The organism is Bradyrhizobium sp. Bra64 (assembly GCF_024519875.1).
Taxonomy (GTDB): domain Bacteria; phylum Pseudomonadota; class Alphaproteobacteria; order Rhizobiales; family Xanthobacteraceae; genus Bradyrhizobium; species Bradyrhizobium japonicum_G.
Genome location: NZ_JALJRD010000016.1, coordinates 29,182 through 52,860, shown reverse-complemented (window position 1 = coordinate 52,860; position 23,679 = coordinate 29,182). Strand labels below are relative to the sequence as shown.

General features: G+C 62.7%; 1 protein-coding gene (only partly in view). It reads right to left on the bottom strand.

Annotation, left to right across the window (positions count from 1 at the left end; translation table 11 throughout):
* Positions 1 to 23,679 carry the 5' portion of an LEPR-XLL domain-containing protein gene (locus NR187_RS30430; protein ID WP_306235800.1) on the bottom strand. The gene continues 4,908 nt to the left of window position 1, outside the view, so only the first 23,679 of its 28,587 coding nucleotides appear in the window; the start codon lies at positions 23,677 to 23,679; the stop codon falls past the left edge of the window.

Sequence of the window (23,679 nt, the reverse complement as noted above, 5' to 3'; positions counted from 1 at the left end):
GGTTGCCGTCGATCCCGGCGCGTCGCCGTAGATCAAGTCATTGCCGCCGTCGGTAACGTTGTCGAGCACCGTGGTGCCGCTGTTGCCCGCCGTCTGGGCCACGTTGAGCACGCGCGTGATGACGTCGACGTTGAAGCCGGAGTCGCCGTAGATGTGGTCGACGCCGCGCTGGCCGATGATCGTGTCGTTGCCCGACCCGCCGGCGAGATGATCGCCGGCCTGGCTGCCGATGATCGTATCGTCACCCTTGCCGCCATAAGCCGTGATACCGACTGTCGGCAATTGCCCGGCCGGAACGTCGCCGAACAGGTTGTGTGCGTCGATCACGTCGTTGCCGGCGTACCTGTACTCGTTGGCCAGCGGGAACACGTAGAAATCGGCGTTCTGACCAAGCCTGTTGCGTTCGACGATGGTGCGCGTGAGCGTGGGCGTCGAATTGCCGTTGTTGGTCAGCGTCAGGAAGGCGGGCTTCAGGTCGAACATGAACAGCGTATCGACCTTGGTGCCCTGCCCGGAGATGATCGCCTGCTCCGGACCTTCTTCGACAACGCTGTTCAACGGATCCAGCGTCAGCACATTCGCCGTCACGCCGACGACCTTGAATACCTGCTTGTTACCGGGACCGGGATTCGCCGGCGAGAACGGCGAGTTGGTGTCGTCGGGCGTGCCGTACACGGCAATGTTCTTGCCGGCCGTAAAGCCATCGGCGATCCAGCTGCCGCCGTCATTCCGGGTAATAGTGTCGCCGCCAGCGTGCTTCGCGAACGTTACGCTATACTGCGAACCCGCAACCGCAACCGCGCCCACGTCAGCGGCGATACGCGCGCCTTCGGTAATCGTCGGCGCTCCCGGATCGGCCAGTGTCGTCGGAATGACGCTGTTCTTGACCTCCAGGGTCAATGTATTCGCAGTGACGTCCACGAGCGTGAAGTTGACATTGTTGTAGGTGGTCAGCGACACCGAGATCGTCTGGCCCTTTGCGAAGCCTTCAGTCAGCCAGCTGCCGCCGTCAAACCGCGTAATGGTGTCGCCGCTATTGGCGCGGGCAAACGCGACCTGGTAGGACCCGCCGATGGCGATCAGGCCTTCCGGCACGAAGCCTGGGTCGAACACGCCCTGCCCGGGCTGCAGCTTGATCGTGCCGCTGTTCCACTCCTTGATCGTGTGGTTGCCATTCGCGAATGTCGTGAAGGCGGGCGTCAGATCGCTCAGGATCAGGGTGTTATAGACCAGCGGGTGGGCTGGGTCGGTCCTGGTGAGTGTCTTCACATTGCCAATCGGCGTGCCGTCGATCGTAATGAGGCCGTCGACCAGGAAGCGGGTCAGATCGGTGCTGCCGTTCCAATCGCCGGTCGTGCGCTTGATGACGCCGAACGTACCTTCCAGGGTCGTAAACGTCGAGAATTCGAGACCCAAGCCGGCGATCTCGGGGTTGGCCTGGCCCAGGGACGGCGTCCCCATGACGAATTGCACGTTGTCCATATGCGGCTGCGGCTTGTTGCTGAACTTGCCGAGCGAGGAGGCCTTGTCGGCCTTGCCGTTGTACCAGATACCATCCTGCGTCGTGTCGCCGTAGACGACCAGCGGCGCATCGACGTTGACCGTCATCGGGGCCGCAAAGATGGGCAGCCCGACGGCGCCCTTGACGAGCAGCGTGTCGCCGGCAACGCCGCCGGAGCTCTGGTCGAAGCCTGTCACCAGGAAATTGCCACTGATACCGATCGTCACGGGCTCGGTGCCGGCCGTAGGCACGACCGTGTTGACTGCCGCCAGGGTGAGGGTCGAGTCCGTCACGCTCCTGATCGTGAAGTTGCCGTTGTTGGTCAGATTGCCGTTGGTGCTGGTCGTACCCGAGAGCACGATCGTCTCGCCGGCCATGAAGCCGTCCGATATCCAGCTTCCGCTGCTGCGCGTGATCGTGTCACCGTTGGCATTGCGCGCAAATGCGACGCCGCCATACGTCCACTCACCGGTAATGGTGATCTGCTGGCCGACCGCAAACGCGCTGTCGCCTACATGGTCCGAAGCCCAACCGTGACCATCCGACCGGGTGATGCGGTTGGTCGTTCCTTGCGGATCGCCGGCGAGAGCCGCCGCGACGGTGTTGGTGCCGTTGATGTATTCAGTCGTGCCGTTGACATTGATCGCATCACCACCGATGCGGATGACCGCCACCTTCTGGATCGCAGGCAGCGCTGTCAAATCGCCGCCCGTGAGCTTCAGCTTCGTGCTGGTGGGATCGTCGGTCACGAACCACACGCCCGGCTGTCCGTCGATGGCGATCGCCTGGCCCTTGGCGAAGCCGTCGGCAATCCAGCTGCCGCTGCTGCGCGTCAGAGACTTCGCCGCGACAGTGAACGGACCGGACACCACGTTACGGCTGGTCACGGCCACGGTGCCGAGAAGACCAGTCGCGGGGGTCAGCGTCGTGCTGCCAAGAAGCAATGCACTGCCGTAGCCGGTGCCGGACGGCGTGCTGGCGTTGTCGAACCCAAGGACCGTGGCATTTCCGACACTGCCGTTGGACAGCGAGAACGACACTTGCTGCCCGGCCGCGAAGCCGAGATTGTCCCAAGACAGTCCGTCGCGACGGATGATGCGATCCGCCTGAACGTCGAAGGCGCTGGTCACCTGCAGCCAGTCGGTCACGGAAATCGTGCCGGTGGCATTGGTCCGAACCGTCAGTGCGGGGGCCCCATTGGCGCCGAGCAGAACCAGGATGCTGCCGGGCTTGAGGTCCTGATCGAGGATCGCGGTAATCGTGTAGGAACCGGTAACGGAGCCGCCAACCGTGTCGACGCTCAGCATGACCTGCTGGCCAACCGCGAAGCCGGCATCCACCCACGAGCGACCGTCGGTGCGCTCGAGCGTGCCGATCTTGCCGCCCAGGCTCGGCGTGATGTTGAAGGCGTTGCTGGGAGCAATGCCGGCCGTCATCTGGATCGGCGCGTTGCCGCCGCCATGCACGGTGGTGAGACCGCCGTGTTCGGAGACCAGCCCGATCGTGCCATCGGCGTTGTGATCCGGGCCCGGAATCAGCGTGCTGTTGATGTCCAGCCGGTCGTTGCCCGAGCCGAGGAAGATGTTCACCGACTCGATCGTCGAATGGCTTGCGTCGGTGCTGAATTGATGCGTGACCGGATCGACGACGATAGATCCGTAGCTGATGCCGCCGGGATACTTGACAGACTCGCCGAACGGCGCCGGTGCCCCCGCCAGCAACTTGCTGAAGTCGAGCGTCCCGCCCATCTCGAAGCCCGACAGGGCCGTCGAGGTCAGCGTGCCCGTATCGTTGGCGACTGTACCGTCGTTGTAGATGTTGAGGACGTCGATCGATTGCGTTTCCGGGGGCTGCGGCGGGATGTTGAAGAGCGGCCCATTGGCCTCGCCCGGCAACAGCACGGCCTGCACCAGCGAGCGGTCGGCCGCAGTGGTGCCGCCTTCAACCGCCAGCGGGCCGCGAATGCCATCGAGCCGGTGCGCAACCTTCGGGAAGGCGCGGAAGTTCTCGTGACCCGGCTGGATATCGAACCACGGGTCTGCGATCAGCTGAACCGTGACCTGCTGATACCAATTGCCGGTGTCGGGATAGCTCGCATCGGGCTTGGGCGGGCTGGGCGGCGTATAGGTCACGCGCGCGGCCATCTGGATGACCGTGACCGGAACGTTGTTTCCGTTGCCGCCGAGCGATCCGCTGTAGAGGCCCGATGCCGGGTGGTCGGTCAGCACCAGCATATCGAGTTTGTCCGGCGTGGTGCCGGTGATGAGATCGATCTTCTCGATCTTGTCGCCGCCGATGCCCTTGATCTTGATCAGTTCGCCCTCGAAGAAGCCGCTGTCGAGCCAGCTTGTGCCGTCCTTGCGGACAAGGACGTCCAGCATCTTCCTGATACTGACGTTCTGGTACGACGGTCCCGCGCCCGGGACACCGCTGAGGGTCAGTTGCGAGTCGCTCACCCCGGTCACTGTAAATGCCGTCCCCAGGGGGCTCTGGTCCGCCTGGAGAATGGTTATCACCTGCCCAATGGCAAAGTTGTCGTTCTTGAAGCTGCCGACATCGTTGCGGGTGATGACGTTGCCCGACACGCTAATGTTGCCGGTGAAGAGCTGGAACGGAACATTCGTGACGCTGTAGTCGACGTTTCCAGTGTAGCGACCGCGTTCGACGACCATATCGACCGCCACGGTCTTGTTGTCGTCGGTATTGTACGTGCCAAAGGCTGTCGGCAGCACAGCGCCGCCGGCGTCCGATAGACGGATGGTGCTCGCGGTGACGGCGTCATTTGCCGAATCGATCGTATAGAAGCCGCTCGGCGAATTGATATCGCCGTTATCAAGTCCGACGATGCCGGTGCCTTCGATGCGGATACGCTGGCCGGGCAGGAAGCCGTCGCCGATGAAGCTGCCGGTCTCTGAACCGCTGGCACGCGTGATGATGACCGTGTGCGCATCGACGCTGGTCACCGTGATGTTGCCGGTGAAGAGCTGCACGGGCTGGAGTCCACCCGTTTCCTGCAGACTGACCCGTCCGCCCGTCACCAGGTCGGTCTGTCCATCCGTTACCACATCGACGTTGACGTCGGACTTCGGCGGGCTCTGCAGGCGCATCGTATAACTATCGCCCGGCCCCGGCCCGTCCGAGGTCGTGCCAGCAGTGACAAGCGTCCGGCCGGCGCTCTCCAGCAGGAACACACCGGCTGTCTCGTCGTCCAACACCTTGGCGTAGATCGGCGTATCGCTGCTGAACGCCGCGTTCCTGTATGCCGTGTTCGTTGTCGATGCGAGACCGTCCAGGTTGACCGTATTCAGGAACACGCCGCCCGTGAAGGTCGGGATGGTGTTCAACAGAGTCTTCAAGGTCAGCGTCGTCTCGGTTGCCGCGGTAATGAGATATGCGCCGGCGTTCGGACCACCGGAAATGGTGATCTTGTGGCCAACCGAGTAACCATCGGTCAGCCAATCGGCGCCGAGATCCGCCGCATCCAGACGGCTGACCGTGTTCCCCGCGAAGGTGAGGTTCAAAGACTGGTCGACATAGATCGAGTGCACGATCGTCGTGTTGTGCGGATCCTCGACCTGGCCATCGTTCACGGCGGAGGCTGTGATGATGACGGGGCTGTTCCAGTTGCCCGAACTGAACGTGAGGTAATAGACGCCCGAACGGACGCCGAACTGGTCCAGGCCCACTCCGAACCGCCCGTCGGACGAGCTCAGCGTCATCCGGCTGTCCTGCGGCTTCAGCGCAATGGTGACCGAGCCGCCGACCGGCTGGTTCTCGAGCTCGACGGCATAGAGGTCGGTGACCTGGGTGGTTGCGTCGCCCTCGAGCACGATCGTGTTGTTATCGCTCGGGTGGTTGAGATACTTCGCCGGATAAAGCGCCAGATTCGTCGTCGTCGGATCCAACTGCGTGATCAAGATGCCGGGCTGGTCGTTGTCGTGAATCGTTACTTCGACATTGCGCACGATCGCATGGTCGAAGGAGGCATCGTCGCTGAGGACGCTGTGGCTCGTCACCACCGTCCGCACGCCTTCCGGCCGGTTGTCATCAACCGCCATCAGGTGGACCAGATGCTCGTGTGCCTTGTCCCAGTTGGTGTCGTCGAACACCAGGACAATGGACCGCGCCGGGACGTGAATGAGTGTTCCGTTCAGGTAGATCTCGCGGTCGTAGTTCGCTGCCGCAATCGATCCGACGTTCGAGTCGTCCTCCGCCAGCAGCATGCTGTCGCCGGGCGGCAGGCCATTTGCGTCGAGAGGAGCCAGGCCATTGCCGAGCTCGTCCAGGATATCGCCCGAGTGGAGCAGCCCGTCCTTCACATGCTCTTCCTCGGGCGGCATCGCCGCCGACACGGTGACGTACACGTGCGTGCCGTGGACCGGCGCGTGTTGCAGGTAGACGCCGTAGACGTCCTGCGTGCCGCTCTCGCTGATGTCGGTGAAACCACGGCTGGCATCGCCAAGCACTTCCTCGTCGATGATCACCTGCCCCTGGTTGGGCCGGGCAACGCTGAGGTCAATGCCGTCGGCGACCAGACCGTCATAGGTCGAGTCGTCCGACGTGACGCGGTTGTTCACCATTCCGCTGGTGCCTTCGATGTCGCGCGACACCACCGGCCCGGTGACGTCACCCGCGACGTTCATCGTGTCGTTGCCGAGGCCGCCGATGACCCGTGTCGCCACACCCGGCTGCGTGCTCAGCACATCGATGATGTCATCACCCTCGAGCGCATCGACTTCGAGAACCTCGATGTTCTGGTAGGTAACAGTCAGACCGGCACCGAAGATGCCCTTTTCGGTAACGACGATGTGGTCGGCAAATTCAGTGCCGAGGATCACCAGCTTGTCGAAGCCGTTGCCGCCGTCGACCGAGACCGGCGCGTTGATGTTGTACTCGACCTGGTTGGCACCGGCGCCCGTCCGGATGGCCGTCTCGGCCGCCGTCGAGAAGCCCCTGGTGAGCTTGGGCTTCGCGATCTCCTGGACCGGATCGACCCAGACGATGTCGCCCGTGACTGGGTTGGTTTCGGCCAATGCAAAGGCCCGGACCGTGAAAAGATCGTTGCCGTCGTCGCCCTCGAGGCGCAGCGGCGACTGATTGCTGTAGACGGTGAATGTGTCATCCCCCGTGCCGCCCTCGGCCACCAGCGGCGAGGTCGCACCCGCAGAGAGCCAGCCGCGCGTCGTGGCGACCGTTCCATAGATGCTTTGCGGCGTGAGCGAATTGACCAGTTGCGGGAACTGATCGTAAGGCGTCACGACCGAGCCGCCGAGCGTGTTGCCGAGCGGCGCGGGCGAATGGATGCTGCCGTCGCGCTGATAGCCGTAGATCTGTCCGACCTGGAACGAGTCGTTGTCAGCCCCGCCATCGAGCGTCGTAATCGCGGCATTGTCGTCCACGGCGAAGTAGTCATTGCCGCCCTGCCCGAACACCATCAAGCGACCGTTGATCGAGCTGTCATAATTGATGCGCTGAACGCTTTGCGACCGAATGTTCGGATCATTGTTCGGATCCGAGACTTGCGCCTGGCCGAGGTTGCTCACATGCAACAGCGCCACGAACGCCGAGTCGTCGGCATAGAGCACTGGCCGGTTCGCAGTCTCCTGGGCGATCCCGGTCGTACGGCGCAGCAGGAACACGTCGTCGAAGCCCTTGTTGGCCCCACGATAGTCGGCGCTCGTATCATTGGCCGCGTTGTCGTCGCGGCCATACACGGACAGGCTGTCGACCCCGTCGGCGGCAGCACCGGTATCGAGCACGTTGACCACGTAATTGCGGACGTCGCCGTGCGTTCCGGTGGAGTTGATCACATAGGTATCGGAGGCCGATTGGCCGTCGAGCGTCAGCGTGTCGCCCGTTTCGACGCCGGTCTGCGTCTCCTGGGTGATGATCATCGACTGCAGCTGGTTGACGATGAAGAAGTCTTCGCTGTCGCCTCCCGGAGCCACCTTGTTGTTCTTGACCTTCGTGGTGACCGTCTCGGCCCTCACGAAATTCACCGCGGACAGCGTCAGAACTGTCGCCGTCACGTTCAGAACCGTAAAGCTGCGGTTGTTCGGATCGTCCGCCAGCCCGGTGTCGACCGTGACGATGTCGCCGATCGCGAAGCCGGCCCATGTCCCGGCCGCCGCACTAATCGTGTCGCCGCCGGCATTTTGCGCAAATGTCATCGATGCGGTGACATTGATGATCTGCGTTGGCGTGTTGCTGCCGAAGGCACGGGTCTTGCCGCCGGAATAATCCGACATCTTCCCGGCATTGCCGACGCCGAAATTCGTCGTAAAGCCGCCGTCGGGAATGACTTGGACGTTTCCACCACCCGGGATTGACGAGGTGGCGGTGCCGCTCTCGCCGCCAAGGAACGTTTCGTCGAAGTAGATCTGGTCGGTGTCGGCGTTGCCGAAGATGCGGGTCAGGTAACCACTTGCAGTCGGGCCGTGCGCGATGACGCCATGCAGGTGCATGACGGTGCCGTAGTTGAGATCGCCGAAATCGAGATTGGCACCGCTCGTCCGGGCGAAGTCGCCGTAGATGTCGACGTTATTGCTGGCCAGGATCTGCGAGTTGAGATCCGTCGTAATGTTGTCGGCAATCCGGAGAAGGATCGAGCCGTTGGCTGCGTTGACGAGGCCATGAGCAACCTGCTCGGTCGCGCCCTCGAGGAAGAGTACCGGCCCTGACGCCAGCAGATTGAAGTCTTCGCCCTGCTGGGCGCTCTCGCGGACCGTAAAGCGGACATTGCCGACACCCGCGGTCCCGAGCGACTGCAGCAGCACGACCTGCGCATCGCGCGCGAAGAAGCTGCCCGTGGTCGGCAGGGTCTCGGTCAGATAGATACTGCCGGTAGCCCGCGCCCCGATCGTGCCGTAAGCGTAGGCCTGCGAATCGATTTCCAGGTCGTTATTTCCGTTGGCCTGCGGGTCGGTGATGTCGCCACCCGTGGTCTCGCCAATGTTGCCGCCGTTGGCGAACAGGTTGATCGTGTTCCCGATCACGTTCGCTGAATCATCGCCGCCGACGCCGCCACTGCGGTCCACGAGCGAGCCCGCAACCGACGTGAGTGCGACGTCACCCTTGGTCTGGATGATATCGATCTTCATGTCCCCAGCGGTTTCCGTCAGGAACACGCCATAAGTCCCGGCACCAGCCGGGTCGAACGGCGGTGACAAGTAACTGAACGGCGCCGTATCGGAGGCGATGTCGGTCGCATTGATCACGCCGAGCACGAGGCCGTCGGAATCGACGTTGACCTCGAGGAAATTGCCCGGCGTTCCGATGCCGCCACGGCCGGACTTGTCGTCGGTGTCGCCGATCAGATTATTGCCGGCCGTCATAGTGATGTTGTTTGCCGCGGTGACGTCCGCGGTAGCCAGGATCGGAGAGATGCCGTCATCGAGCGCGTCGATGATCGCCGCCGGCGAGTTCAGCGTCACATTCGCCAAAGTCGAGCGAATCTCGCCAACCCGCAGGTCGCCGGTCTTTTCGGCGATGGTGATATCGCCGTTCGTCAGCACATCGATATGGTGAACATCACCCGGATCGGCGGCCGCACCGCCAACGATCTCGGTGATGCCGTAGACGTTGATGATGTACGGGCTGGCCGAGTTCGCATCCGCCGCCGCGACGATGATGTTCCGCTCCGACGTGATGCCGGCGCGGTAGAGAGCTCCCACACCGTTGAGTGCTCGGATGTCGTAGGTGCTGTCGATATGCGTGGCCCCCGCACCTGCGTTCGCGAACAGGCCCATGTTGAGATCGCCACCGTCGGCGCCATCCGGCGTGTCGAAGAAGGTGTGGTGCAACTCGCCCGGGAAGCCCGGTCCGCCTGGATAGATGACGTCGACACCGCCGATCTTGCCGGCCGGGGTGCCCGTGTAGGTCACGACGCTGACGTCGGTCTCCTGAACGCTGCCCCTGAGCAGAAGGTCCGCATTGCCCGACGTGTTCACCGCATCGACGATGACATTGTACGTCACGTCTGGATTGGACACGTCCTGTCGCACGTGGTTGGCCGTGTCGCGCAAGCGCGCCTTGACGTCGAGATAGGCGTTCCCCGCAGCGCTCGGAGTGCCGTCGGCAACGACGGTAAATCGCTGAGCCGGCGTGAGCGTATGCGAATTGGTCAGCGCGCCGACCGACGTGATGTCGACGACGGCGCCAGGCCCGTCCTTGAGGACCTGGGCGAGCTGCAGGCTCAGACCATCATCCGACACGATGGCGTAATAGTACTGGCCGCTGACCAGCCCACCGAGCGGGGTCGCCGACTCGTACTTCACCAGTTCTCCCGTAAAGAATTGGTGCTGGCCGAGCGTGATCGAGTTGTCGGCGACGCTGACGCGTGCGCTCAGGAACGCGGTTGGTGCCGGCACGGTCCCGCTGTCGACGACGTCGACATTGATGCGGTTCGCGGAGGTTCCGATATTCCCGTTGTGTGCCTCGAGGTCAAGGATATTGGTCCGGATCAGCGAGCCGGGGTCGCTGTCGTTCACGCGATTGTTGGTCGAGAGAATGTCACCGTCAGCAACGGTCACTCGCGTCGTACCGATCGGATTTTCTATCACGCCGTTCAGCGTGATGCTCGGCGGGTCGTCATTGGTATTTTCGATATCGATGAAGGTGGGTGCCACGTCGCGCTTGATGTTGAAATCCAACGTCCGCGATTTCGTGTTCGAGACGTCGACGATCGGATCAACCGTGGTGTTGACCACCTTGATGCCGTTGACGATCAAGTTCTTCTTTGAATTGTTGATGATCTCGACCTTGCTGAAGGTATCGCGGAAGGTCCAGGTGCCGGGGCCGGCGCTGTTCAGGATTGCGCTGTTGTCAACGTTGCCCGTAGCCAGATAGGCCTGACCGGGATCATCGTTGACGATGTTGTCGACCGTGATGTTGTTGCTGCCGTCATAGGCCGGGTCGTCGATATTCTGAGACGCGATGTTCAGCAGATGAAGGTTGACGATCTTGGAGATATTGCCGTTTTCGTCGATCTCCAGCTGCGGCGACTTCCCGGACAGGATCAGCACGTTGGCGCTGAAGTCGATGACAGGTTCGACGTGCCTCTGATTGTCGGGAGAGTCGGACCCGTCGACTGCCAGCGAACGCAGGCTCGTATCGTTGGGTGTGTTGACGTGAATGTCGCCGTTTTCGGCGCTGACGAACAAGGCCAAGTGATTGTACTGGCCGCCGCCGACATCCTTGTCCTCCAGGGCCGGATCGTTCGACGGATCGCGCGGTCCAGCCGTGATCAGCGAGGCGGCCTCCGTCAGAATCTTCGAATTGAGCGTCGTGTGATTGACGGAATCCGCCGAGACGTAGCCGAACAGGCCGGTTGCCCGCGCGAAGGAATCCGCAGTGGTACTGATAACGTCAGGCGGGACAGTGCCGGGGGCGTAGCGCGTGACGAGATCGACGCCTTCGTAGCCGGTAATCGCACCATGATCCTTGAGCGTGACGTCCGCATTCTGGCTCGAATGGACCGTTGCATCGGCCGTTCCGATCGCGACAAGTCCGCCGCCCTCGCCGTCCGCCCGCGCATAGACGTCCAGCTGCGTGATCTTCGCCGCCACGGATACGGTACGCCCCGCAAGCGACGAGGCCACGTCGATGAGCGCCGTGGTATTGCCATTGTTCGTCACATCCGCATCGGCATTTCCGTCGCCGCCGATCCCGACGCCGGTCGCATCTGCGCTCGTATGCTGGAAGGACCGCGACTCCGCCTTCACCACCGCGTTGTTGCCGGCCAGAACGTCGGCACCGCCCTTGATGGATACGGTGGTGTTGTATCCGATGGTGGAGTCCACGCTGGAGACCGCTACGCCGACCAGCCCGCCCGTGATGGTGCGACCGCTGTTATCGGAATTGTTCTGGTCAAATGCAGACAGAATGAAGTTGCGCCCGGCGACCAAATGGCTGCCGGCATCCACATAGGCGTCGCTGGTGACGTTTTGCGTGCTCTTGGACGGGGCGATGCCGATACCGATCAATCCACCGCCCGCGTTCGTGCTGGCAGCGGTCGATGAGGTCGTCGACGAGCTGGTGATTGTGATGTCGTGACCGGCCCGCATCAGGTCAGAATGGACATAGCTTCTGACGGTCGGATCATTGTTGATGGTGGCATTGTTGAACTGGACACTGACAGCTCCACCGCCGGAGCTGTTCGACTTCGCCGACGAGGTCCCATCGCCAGAAGGCGGCGAAGTCACGTTCAGAGGAACGCCGCCCGGCCCGGTCAATTTCTGACCGCCGCCGATATCGCCGGTCGACGTAATATCGAGTCTCAGGAACTGCGCACCTGCACCGGTGCCAAGGTCGATCGCTTCGTGGCCGATTTGATGATTGTTCGTTGCCAGCGGCTGCGCCGCCAGCGTCAATGCCGGCCCGCCCTGGGTGAGCGACAGTCCAAACGTAGTGGCGTCGTTTAATCCGTCCTTGATGACGAACAACGTCTTGCCGTCGAGGCTTACGCCATCTCCGGTCATCGGCAAGTCGTTGACCTTGATCAGGCTCTGGATCGTGCTGTTGCCAATCGTCTTGGTGAACGCGCCGTTGGTGACCTGATTCGACACGGTGAGCTTGAGCGTCGTTCCGCTGACCCCGCCCGCGGCAATCGTATAAGTGCCGTTGTTGTCGCCCGCCCCCCTGATCGTGATCTGCTGGCCTGCCAGGAATCCGTGGTCAGCCCAATTGTACCCAGCCGCCGTAATGGTATCCCCGCCGGCATTCTTGGCGAACGTGAGACCGAGGGTCGGATCGCCCGCAATTGCGATCTTGCTGCTGTTCACCGTCGTCGAGACGTTGGAGACGGCAGCAACGGTGTTGAACTCCGTCAGCGTCAGGGTGTTCGCGCTGACACCGTTGGCGGCGATATGATAGGTGTGAGAATTATTACCCCCGCCGCCGATAATGGTGATCGTCTGCCCGCCCTGGAACCCACGATCGAACCAGTTTTGCCCGGCGCCCGGCGCGGTATGGAATGTGATCGTGTCGCCGCCGCCATGCTGCGCGAAGTCGAGATTGGCAGTCGCGGTCGCGCCGAGCTGGATCGTATCGGTCCCGGTGCCACCGGGATTCAGTATGAGATAGGTCTGGCCGTTCTGCAGTCCCTCGATGACCTTCGCCGGTCCGTTTAAGGCCGTCGCGCTGTACCTGACGGAATTGTTGAGGCCGAAGTGCGGGTCGGCGACGACACCCGTCGACGGATCGACGAACTGTATGTTGTCCTTGCTCGTGTCGGCAGTGAGCGTGGCAACGTTGTTGATGTCGCCGAGCAATGGGTCGTGGTAGCTCGTCAGGCTGCCGTCGACATCGACCTGCCGGGTATTGAACGTGAGCGACGGCGGCGCGTGATAGGTGACGGCCTCGCCATTCGTGAAGCTGTTTGCCAACGAAATCTCGTTGCCAGTGATCGTGGGCGTGAACGTGGTGAGATGCAGCCCGCCGCTCGGATCGTAGTCAAGTAGCTTGATGCGGTTCGCATCGAGCGCCAGCACCCAATAGGTGCTGCCATCAGCCAATCCGTCGACGGACGTGGACGGATGGTCGGGATCCGTACCCTTGGTGTAGATGACCTTCTCGCCGGTCTTCAGGTTGTGCGGCGCATCGAACGTGATGATGTCCGTGGCGGGATCGATCGACGTCGCGCCGTTGAAGATGGCGCCGAGGGAAACATGGTCCTGGTCATCAACGATGACATTGTATTCACGGTACTCCTTGTCGTTCGGTGCCGGCAGCCCTGTGCCAACGGTACCCTGCAGGCCACCGACGGCTGCCTGGTTGTTGTTGTCGTAGGCAACGACGTCACCGTCGCTCAGGCCGTGGTTCGTGACCGTCAGCGAGTTGGATCCGTCATCACTGTGGGTGATGAGGTAATCCGGCACTTGACCGAAATTCGGCTCCGCAAGAGCGGTAACAGCGATATTTCCGAGTGGACCGGCTTCGGTCTTCGCCGACTGGATATAGGCCGTCACCGCAGGAACCACCGAGGTGTCCGACTGGGAGCCGCCAATCACGATACCGCCCACCGCGACACCCTTGGTCACGGCGTCGCCCTCCGGATGCTCGGTTGCGGAGACCGTGATGTTGGAACTCGCACTGATGACGCCGGTGGTATCGATATAGGCCTGCACGACCGGCTTGATCGTCGCGTTCGAGTAGTTGAAGCCGGCCGCGAAAAGACCGCCGGTGACGGACTGCGACTTCGCACTGGCGACATCGCTCGACTCGGCCGTGACGTCGAGCGTCGAGGCGCCCGCGGTCTCCGACGGCCCCTTCACTTCGCCGTCGAGATGAGCCTTGATCTTTCCTTCCGTATGCGCACCGGAGATCGTGATGCCGATACCGGCCACGCCGCCGGCAATACCCGCGGCGTCCGCCACGGCATTGCTGTTGCCATCCGCGGTCAGCTTGACGATTCCAGTGTTGTCGATGTCCATGCCGGAACCGACGGACGCCGTGATGGTCGGGCTATCCGTGGCGTCCGCGACGGCGCCTGATATTCCAATGCCGCCCAAGGCCGCAGTGAAGGAGGTCGCAGTTGCGCCGTAGCCATCCGGCCGCGTGACCTGGGCTTGAATGGTCAGGTTCTTCCCGACGAAGGTGCCGTCGTTGCCATTGCCGAGCGTGGCCGTCACGGTCGGCTCCAGGTCCGCGATCGCGAATGCCGCACCGCCGGCGAACGCGCCCGTAGCGTCGCCTTCGGCCGTCGCGTCGACATTGCCCTTGAAGGTGGCCGAAATCAGCGATTCACCCGTGACCTTGATGTCGGCGCTGCCGACGATCGCGCTGACATTCGGCTTAACGGTCATGAAGCCGAAGTTGATAGTGGCGCCAGCTGCGACGCCGCCCGCAACGCCGAGAGTGTGGACGGTGCCGATGACTTCGGAATCAGCCGACACGGTGAGATTACCGACGGTTTCCGACTGACCGATCTGGACGTCATCGCCGATCGAAGACGAGGTTGAACCATTCACGGTTCCCTGGGTGAAGCTGGCGCCCACACCGACCGCGCCAACCGAGATACCACCCACGTTGAGGACGAGATTCTGCTTGCTGTAGGACGTTACGGATACGGCGTCCGCCTTGACGATCGTGGAGCCGTCGCCGATCGAGGCGCTGCTCGTGCTGTCATCGTTGACGATTGAAACCGCTGCACCAATGCCGACGAGTCCACCCGAGAAGGCGAAAGCCGTTATCGGCAGATTTTCGTCCAGGTGGGAACGCACAGTGATGGCGCCGTCGGCCGAGAGCGTGCCGCCGGCCGATGCCGTGACGTTCGAGTGGACATTGCGAACGCTGACACCCGCACCGGCACCAACGACGCCAACGGCCACGCTGCCTGTTACCGTCGTCAAATGCAGTTCTTCCGTCGCCTGCACGTCAATGGCGCCGCCGGCGGTGACCGAGGTGCTGCCGCCCTCAATGATCGCGGACGTACCGCTGGGAGGCGGAGTTGTGAGCTTGGCCTGGGCCTTGTCGCTGAGCTTGCTGGACGTGATATTGCTTTGGGCGCTGCCGGTGGCGGTGCTGATACGGCTCCCGGACTTACCCTGCTGGTTCACGTGACTGTTGTCCATGGTGTCCGAACCCATGGACGTGCTCTTGTCCGCGTTGTCCTGGGCATCCTGGTCCGCGGTGATCGTCTTGTCGCCAGCGTCCACCGTGCCGTCGTTATTGGTGTCTTGCTGCTTCTCCAGAACATTCCGGCTCGTATCGGTCGCGCCGGCGTTGCTCCCATCGTCGATCCGGCTGTCCTTGTTCCGGCTGTCCTGGTTTTGGTAGGTCGAGTTCAGCGAGGAGCCGATGTTCCACACCGAGACCGCGCCGGCGGCTCCCACGAATCCACCGGCCGCGCTGATGACCACGGAGTCAATGGACTTGTAGGCAACAGCGTTGACCTGGACGTCATGCAAAGCATGAACGTCGGCGCCCGAGGCGATGCTGGCGCTGGTGTCGTTGTTCAGGACACCGACGTCGATCGAGCCTGCCGCACCGACAAATCCGCCGGCCGCCGCAACGACGACCGCTTGCACCGTCGCCTTGTCGCTGGCGTCGACGAAGACGTCCTGCCGGAGGTCGGCGGGGTCGGACAAACCATCATAATTCTTATTGATGAAGCCATTCCCGATCCGGGCGTCGGTCTCCGCTTCGATGACGGTTACGGCCACCGTCACCGACACTCCGACGAAGCCGCCGGATCCGGCGATCGCCAGTTGGAATACGTCTTCGGTGGAACGCGCATCAAGAAGCACGCCGTGGGCTTCCACCGTGTTGAAATCGTGCAGGCCGTCGAGGTCACCGGACCGAATGTCGAATTCGCCGGTGCCGCCGCCAAGGGCCGTGACATCCGCGCCATCGGCGATGAAGGCTTCGGTGTCCTTCGAAATCACCATGACGCCGACACCCGCGCCGACGCCCACAAAGCCGGCGCCCAGGCCACCGCTGATGACGGTGACCTTGGTGTCGTCGTTGGCCCGCAGGACGACGTCGCCGCCGGCCCGCACCTTGCCCGCAACGGAAGCCGTCGTCTCGCCATTCAGCGACAGAACGTTCACGCCAGCCCCGACGCCGACGAATCCGCCCCCAAGGCCGACGCCGACCAGCAGCACCTTCTCGCTTGCATCCGCTATGACGTGCACGTCGTCCTTCGCGGTGACGTCGGCCGCACCGATCCATGCCTTCGTTTTATTGTCGGTAACGGTGACATCGACGGCGGGAGAAACACCAACGGTTCCAACGGAGACGGCGGCGGCGGCGGCGGTATGACGGAAATCGTTGGCCGCCACGACGGTCACGGACTGACCGCCGGCCGGATCGACCGTGTCCTTGTTGATTTTCGCACCATCGGAAATAAAGGCGTTCGTGGTCGCGTTGATGACGTTCACCGAAACCGCGATACCGATCGCAGCGGTCCCCGAGGCCGATACGCCGATCGAGTAGCTTTCGATGTCGTCGTTGTTCGTCGCCGCAACGATCACGCCGCTGGTAGCCTGTTTTGCGACGCTCAGATGGACATTCCGGCCCAAATCGTCGTCGCTGACCGCAACATTGCTGCCGTCGGTATTCTTGACGCTGGAGCCGCCATCGCCGCTGCCGATGGGGGTCGGCGGATTGATTTCGCCAGAATTCTTGAGATCGCTCTCGCTTGCGCCCGCGGAGTTCTTGGCTTCGATGCCAGGCGCGTTCGAATCATACTGAACGATCGTCTTGGTCAGGGTTCCCGTGAGCCCTTTGTTCGAGGTAAGGACGATGTGATCGTCGAACACGCTGTCGATCGTGAAGTCGCCGTTATTTCCGCCAGCACCCGAAATATTGATCGTCTGGCCCGCTGTAAAATGATCATGGGCCGCGAAGCTAACGCCGTCGCTACGCGTGATCGTATCGTGCGTGCCGTCATTACCGAAGGTGACGCTGATCTCGCCGGAATTGACGCTGTCGTATTTGGACTGTGCCGATGCGTTGGAAGCGTTGAGATCGAACCCGCCCGTCGGCGCATCCAGGAGGCTGTGGCCCTCGCCCGTCACTCTTGCGCCAGCCCCGATGAAGGCTTCCGTGGTCTTGTTGGAAACCGTCACGCCGGCTGCGGCCGTGATTGCGGCGGTGCCGGAGAAGGACGCAGCGCCGATCACCTTGTCGAGCTCGGACGTGTCGTTTGCCCACACGCGAACGGTGCCACGTGCATAGACATTGCCCTCACCTGCCGAGAGAGTGGCTTCGGTGGGATCGTCGCCGATGAAGGCGCGGGTATGATTGGTAATCACGTGCACGCTGACGTCCGCCGTCACCGCGACCGAGCCGGAAAGCGTCAGGCCTGCGGCCACCGAGGTGATATCTTCCGACACCAGCGCCGTCACATCGATGTCGCCATCGGCGGTCGCGGTGACGCCCGAATCGATATAGGCCGTTGTCGTCTTGTCCATCTTGGTCACGTCGACGCCAACGCCGACGCCGACCGATCCCGACATCGCAAGCGAACCGGCCACCGTGATGATGGTGGTATCATCGCTGGCGTGGACCCAAATGTCCGGCGTGCTGGCGCCCGGTGAGGTGGCGTCGATCACAGCGCCGCGGCCGATGCGCGCGGTGGTGGTCTCGTCCAGAACGTTGATCGTTGCCGCGCCCGAAACGGCAACGCTGCTGCCGCCGCTGCCGGCAGCCGTGATGCCGATCAGATCCTCGCTGGACAATGCGCTGATGCGCAAGCCATCGCCGCCGTGCGCGTGCACTACGACGTGGTTGCCGGCATAGGCCTCGACGACGTCGGTGTGAACCAGCGTTTCGTCGCCCGCACCTACGCCGACGCTGTTGCCGCCGCCGATCGCGGCCGCGATGATTTTGAGCGTGGCTGCGCCATGGGCCGAAATGGTGACGTTTCCGCCGGCGGTGACGATGGTGTTACCGTCCAGCGTGTCGTCCGCGATATATGCGCGCGTGCCGGTATTGACGATATGGATCCCGAACGTCGCCCCGATGCCGACTGATCCCGCGCCGATTCCCGCATTCGCCGCAACCGATATGATGTCTTCCGTCGATTCGGCGGTGATGGAGACATCGCCCGAAACGTTCACATCAGCGCCGACGCCGATATAGGCTCGCGTGTCCTTCGTGATAAACGAGAAATCAAGGCCCGCGCCGACGCCGACGCCATCTAGCGACACTGCGACGCTGCCGGCGATCGAAGTCCAATGATAGGTATCCGTCGCGCTTACGACGAGAGACCCCGCCGAGGCTCCGCTCCCGCTCTTTCCTGTAACCGAGCTGCCGTTTTCGACGCTTGCTTGCGTGGTGGTGGTGATCACTCCGATCGATACCGATCCCGCAACGGCAGCGCTGCCACCGCCGCCGGCAGCAGAGATGGCCGCCGCACCGAGACTGATGCCGGGGTCGTCGATCTGCTTGTTGACGCTGTCGGGAAGATCGATGACACCGATCATATTGATCGTATGGGTCGCCGAGACGCTCACCGCCCCGTCCGCATGGACGATCGCACCACTGGCATCGCCATCGGGCGTGCCGATGCTGGCGATCGTGTTCGAACCGCCAGCGCCGGTACCGATGATATCAAGCGCAATGGCGCCACCCACCACGTCGCCGCCGGTCGAGAATGCAACGGTAGCGGCGATCGCCTGCAGCCCCATGTTGTGCTCGGCGGTCACGGTCACGCCGCCGGTGGACTCCAGATCCGATCCGTCAAGCGCTTCCGCCCTGGTATCGACATCGATCACGTTCAGCGCGAATACGCCGGCGATCGACGGGTCGTTCGACTTGTTGCCGCTGGCTGCAAAGGCCGTCGCGACAAAATCGTTACGTTCGGCGTTCGTGGTGACCGCCTCGATAGTGATGCCATTGCCCGTGATGACGGAGCCTGTATCCACCGTTGCAGTATTGGCGAGAGACACGAAGTTGAGCGCCACCCCGGCCGAAACGCTGGTACCCGAACTGTCGCTGAGATTGACGGACAGACCATCGGCCTGGGCCTTGCTGTCGACGCTCGCGCGCGCCGCGATCGTCACCGCCCCGGCACCAGTCAGGTCGGCTCCGTTGGTGACGGTCGCGGCATTCGTCAATTTCACGATATTGATCGCAACGGCAGCCGCGACGCCGACACCGCCGCCCCCGGAACCGGACTCGGAACTCGCGGAAGAATTGCCGCTGTTGGTGTTGCCGCTGGCGGACTCCATGGACCGGTTGCCGCCGTTGTTCTGCGTATTCGAGTTGTTATTGGTGCTGCTGTTGGCTTGAGAATCCGCATCGTCGCCGGAGGAATCCCCACCGCCCGCGCTGGCATGCGCTTCCAGCGAATCGACGATGGTCAGATCCGCGATGAGCGAGACGGCACCGCCCGTTGAATGAAGACTGCGGGCCACATGCGCCTTGTTGTCATCGGTGACGTAATTTACACCGACCGAGGCGCCGACCGCGGCGTCGTCGCCTTCGGCCTTCGAGCTCACCTTGGTCTCGATGATGTTCGAGTGCGTTGCGGTAACGCTGTCGAGGCCTGCTGTGTTCAACGTGGCGCCGGTACCGATCTCAGCGGTCGTGTCCGCGTCGGAGATGGCCACCGCGATCGCCGCGCCGACGCCCGTGCTTCCCTTGGCACCATTGCTCGCCTCGGTCGAGGTGCGATGCCGGCCGGTGGCGGCGACATCGAGGCTATCGGCGGTTCCGCCGCTGATGTCGGCGCCATCGGTGATCTGGGCCGTGGTGTCGTTGAAGTTCATATTGAGCGCGAAGGATGCGCCTACGCCGACGCTGCCGCCGACGGCGCCATCACCCGCGGGGTCCGCCTTGGCCGTATTGTCGGAAGTCGATTGCGCGTGCACGATCACGGCGCCAACTGACGTGCCGCCGTCCAGGCCATCGGCGAGCACGACGTCACCCGTAACTTCCGCCAGGGTCACAACGGCGGCACGATTGATCGCCGCGGACCCTGCAACGCCGACGTCGTCGCTACCGGCGCCCGAGACCGAGCTCGCGTATATGCTATGCGTAGCTTCGGTCAGCGTGTCGTCGTGCGTGGCGTCGTCGTCGGACGTCAGCTTGATCGCCTTGCCGGCCAGGGCGTCGTCGCGCGAAGCGGCAAGCTGGACACGGGTGTCATCCAGCGCGATGACGTAATAGGTATGCCCGTCCGTCAGCCCACCGATCGGACTGCCGGCGCCCTTGTGATAAACGACTTCATCACCCGTCCTCAGCCCGTGCGCGTCGTTGGTCTGGATGACGCGCATGTTATTCGGGTCAGGGTCGAATCGAACCTTGCTGCTATCCAGGGGGTTCTCGATTTCGCCGACCAGCGGCACGTTGATATACGTGCCGAAGCTATGATCACTGCCCGCGCCAGGTCCGGTCAGATCGACGAGCCCCGTTGCACCACCCAGCTTCGCGTCAGCTTCATTGTCGTACAGCTTTATCTTGCCGCCGCCTGCGTCGAATACGAAATACTCCTTGCCGTCGACCAGGCCGCCGACCACGGTACCACCACTTCCCTTGTGATACTTGACCTTCTGGCCTGTGGTCAGGCCGTGGCCGGTTCCGAGGAAGATCGTATCGTCGGAATCGTCGACGATCTTGATCGTCCCCGTCTGGAGATCGATGGCGCGATCGAGCATCAGGGCCTCGACCACCAACCCGTCGGCGGCCGTCACTGTGCCTGCGACCCGCGCCGTGTTCTTGGCATCGACGGAGTTGACCGATACGGCGGCGCCGACTGCGGCCGAGCCGCCCTCGGCCGCCCTGCCGTCCGCCTCGGCAGAGCCGTTGATATTGCTTCCGGACCTGACCGTCAGCGCGCCGCCGGACGAAATCGTCACGCCGGCCGGGAGTTCGGATCGAGCTTCGCTATCCACGATGTTGATGGCGATCGCCGCCGCGACCGCGATGCTGTCGCCGCCGCTATCGCTGCTGGACGACGTCTTGGCCTCCGCCTTCTTGTCGGTGCCGGAACCTGTCGCACCGCTCTTGCTGGCACGATCGTTGGCGGCGCCGCGCTTGCTGTCGCCCTTGGCCTGCGCATCCTCGCCGTCATCGGAAGCGCCGCTGGCGCTCGCCTTGGCGAAGGTGCTCGTCCTTCCAATCGAACCGGAAATGAATGCTGCTGAGCCCGCGGCCGCGATATCCCGCAGCGTGGTCGCGATCACGGTGTCCTTCTCATAGGCAAACGCAAGTGACGCGCCTACCGCCGCGCTGCTGCCGGCCGCCTCGCCGTCCGCCAGCGTCGTGACTGAACCAATGTGCAAGGCGGTCGCCGATAGAGCGCCCGATAGGGTGAGTTGGGTACCCGTGCCAATACGCGCTTCGGTGTCGTAGGTCGCAACCGAGACCGCCGCGATCGGCGTTACGGCCGTGCCACCGGTGGCGCCGCCCTTGGCGTCCGTTTCCATCACATGCTTGGATTCCGCATCCAAGGTCAGATTATTGGCATTGTCCAGCGTCGCGCCGTCCGCCAGCAGGGCATTCGTATCATTATCGGCAATGTTGATCGCCACCGAAGCCCCGACGCCGGTTGCGTCACCGCTGCCGTCGACCGTCGCCTTCGCCGAGGCCGTGCTCGTTGTGCTCGATTCCGCAATGAGAATGACATTGGCGCCGTTGACCTGCACCGCGCCATCAACCTTGGCGTAAACGTTGAGCACCGCGACGTTGAGGGCCAGCGAGCCGGCTACGCCGAGACTGCTCCCTCCCCCGGCGCCGGAAGTCGCATCCGCCTCGACCTTGCTATCCGGTATCAGGGCGGTGACGTTAACATCCGTGCCATCGACGTTGGCCGTTCCGGCGAGCATTGCCGTTACCGTCGGCGTCACGACATTGATGGCGACGGCAGCACCCACCGCTGTCGCTCCCGAATCGGTTTTGCTCGAGCCGTCCGCAGTGGTGACGACATCGACCTTGCCGCTGGCGGTGAGATCAAGGTTCCCTGCCGAAGCCGCGACCGACCCGCCCGTGATACTGGCCGTGGTGTCCCCGGTAAGGACCGACACGGCAACTGCGGCCGCAAACGTCACGCTACCTTCGTCTGTACTCGCCTGATCGCTTGTATCTCCGTCGTCGTTGGGATCAGCGAGACGCTTCTCGGATTCGTTGTCGTCGCCCGCACTCTCCGTAGCGCCCCCCGCGGTCGCCCGGGCCAGCGTTGTGGCAGTACGGTCGCTGGTGGCGGAGATCGCGATGCTCGCCGCTTCGATGGTGCCGTTCGTGACACTTGCCGCGGTGTCGCCGGTGAACAAAGTAAAGGCAACCGTGGCCCCCGCATCGCCCAACGACCCATCAGCGGTTGTGGTCACGTTTATGGTGTTCGTCGCTTTCAACTCCACCGTTCCGACCGCGTCAATGTTGCCGCCGGAGACCGTCAAAGACGGGTCGCTGTGCAGTATGGTGGTGGCGATTGCCGCGTCGGAATCGGAGCTGGAGGAGCCGTTCGGGACGATGGTATTGCTCACCGTGATATCCGACTTTGCCTCCGCGGTCAGATTTCCCGTGAGGTTGATGTCGGCGGTATCGCCAATCTTGATCTCGGGCGTGTTGAACACGGTGACAACGACTGCCGCTACGGTGGCTCCAGGATCGCTGGCGGTCGCAGTGATGTCGGTGTGAATCTTGGCCTCGAGATTGGCATCCTTTGCCGTAATGGATGCTGTTCCCTTCACGTCGACGAGCGCGCCCGATATGCTGAGCACGGCGGTGCCGGAGAGGCTGCCACTGAAGTACGTGTCGCCATTCTCGACGAAGGTGGCGTCGGAGTGGGCCAGCAGCGCCACGGTACCGCCCGTCGCGGTGAGGCTCGAACTATCAAGCGTGACTTCGCTTTTCGCGTCGGCCAACAATCCCTGGAACAATCCCCCCGTGCTTTTGGCATCGGCCTTCAAAGTGATGTTGGTCGCGTTAATGGCCGAGTCATGATCGATCGTGATCTTCGAGTCCGAGACGAGTTCAAACGAGCCCCCTGCATCCGTGATCTGCAGGCCGCTTGCGTCGTTTACGATATCGGACGAGCTGTGGAGCGAAAAATCATGACCGGTAAATGTGCCGCCATTGCCGGTCATCACAACCTGGTCGTTGGCAAGCGGGATCGGAAGCGTAACGCCAATCAGCGAACCCAGGTCGATGTCCTTGCCGCCGGCAAAATCGATGTTGATCTTGTTGCCGGTAAACTTCGTGTTGAGCACGGAAAGGCTGTCGGTGTCGATCGTGACCTTGTCGCCGACGAAATCGATCAGGCTGAGTTTGTCATTGAACACGCCGAGATCGTCGCGCTTGATATTGACGGTCAGATCGTCGGCTGTCGTGATCTGCTTCGAAGCGGCAATCCCCGTGTCACCGGTCCCATCCAACCCGGTCCCATGGAGGTTCCAAAACACGTCGCCACTGCCGTTAGCCTCGGCCTTGAGCACAAAGGTCGTTGACGTCAGAGTTGCAACGTAATTGCTGATGTCACTTGCATTGGTGATGCCGCCCGGGATGCTGCCAGGAGCGCCATAAGTCAAATCGGCCGAGAGCAGCAGGCGCGGCTCTATCGCTTCCAGCGTGAAGTTCTGCCGCCGCGGCTTTGCGGCCGGCTTTGCCGCGCCGCCCCAGCGCCGCCGTTTACTGTCGCGCCCCGGAAGGATCTCGCGAATGACCTTGTCGAGAAGGGTTTCAAACGCGGAGCGTTTGTGAGCTTCCTTGTTCCAGCGCCGGGCTATACCCAT